Origin of the sequence: Cognatundibacterium luofuense (genome assembly GCF_018139685.1) — a bacterium.
GTDB classification, from domain to species: Bacteria; Pseudomonadota; Gammaproteobacteria; order Burkholderiales; family Burkholderiaceae_D; genus Undibacterium; species Undibacterium luofuense.
Genome location: NZ_JAGSPN010000453.1, coordinates 1 through 318 on the forward strand (window position 1 = coordinate 1; position 318 = coordinate 318).

At 52.2% G+C, this 318-nt stretch carries 1 protein-coding gene; it reads right to left on the minus strand.

The window, feature by feature from the left end; translation table 11 throughout:
- The coding region (locus KDM89_RS21195) for an FAD-dependent monooxygenase (RefSeq protein WP_212689785.1) at nt 1-318 on the minus strand (318 nt) is incomplete at both ends.

Genomic DNA, 318 nt, shown 5'->3' on the forward strand with positions numbered 1-318 from the left:
GCCCCAAGGCTTGGCGAATCGCTGCACGCAATTCATCCTCGCTGCGCTCGTTATCGTCGACAAACATCAGCAGCCAGCGACTATCATTGTAGGTTGTCAGAAAGGCGCGGAAATTTTCTTGTTCGATTTCAAACTGTTGGGCACCGCGAGCAAGGTATTGATCAGCCTCGGGACATGTAAAAAGCACGCTACGAACCGTTTGGACATGCCCTACACCTTCACGAACAATACCCAAGCGCTCGCGAATAGCGCTGTCGGCACCGTCGGTAGCAATGAGGTAATCAGCAGAGATGGTGTATTCCTGCCCGTTATTCCGAT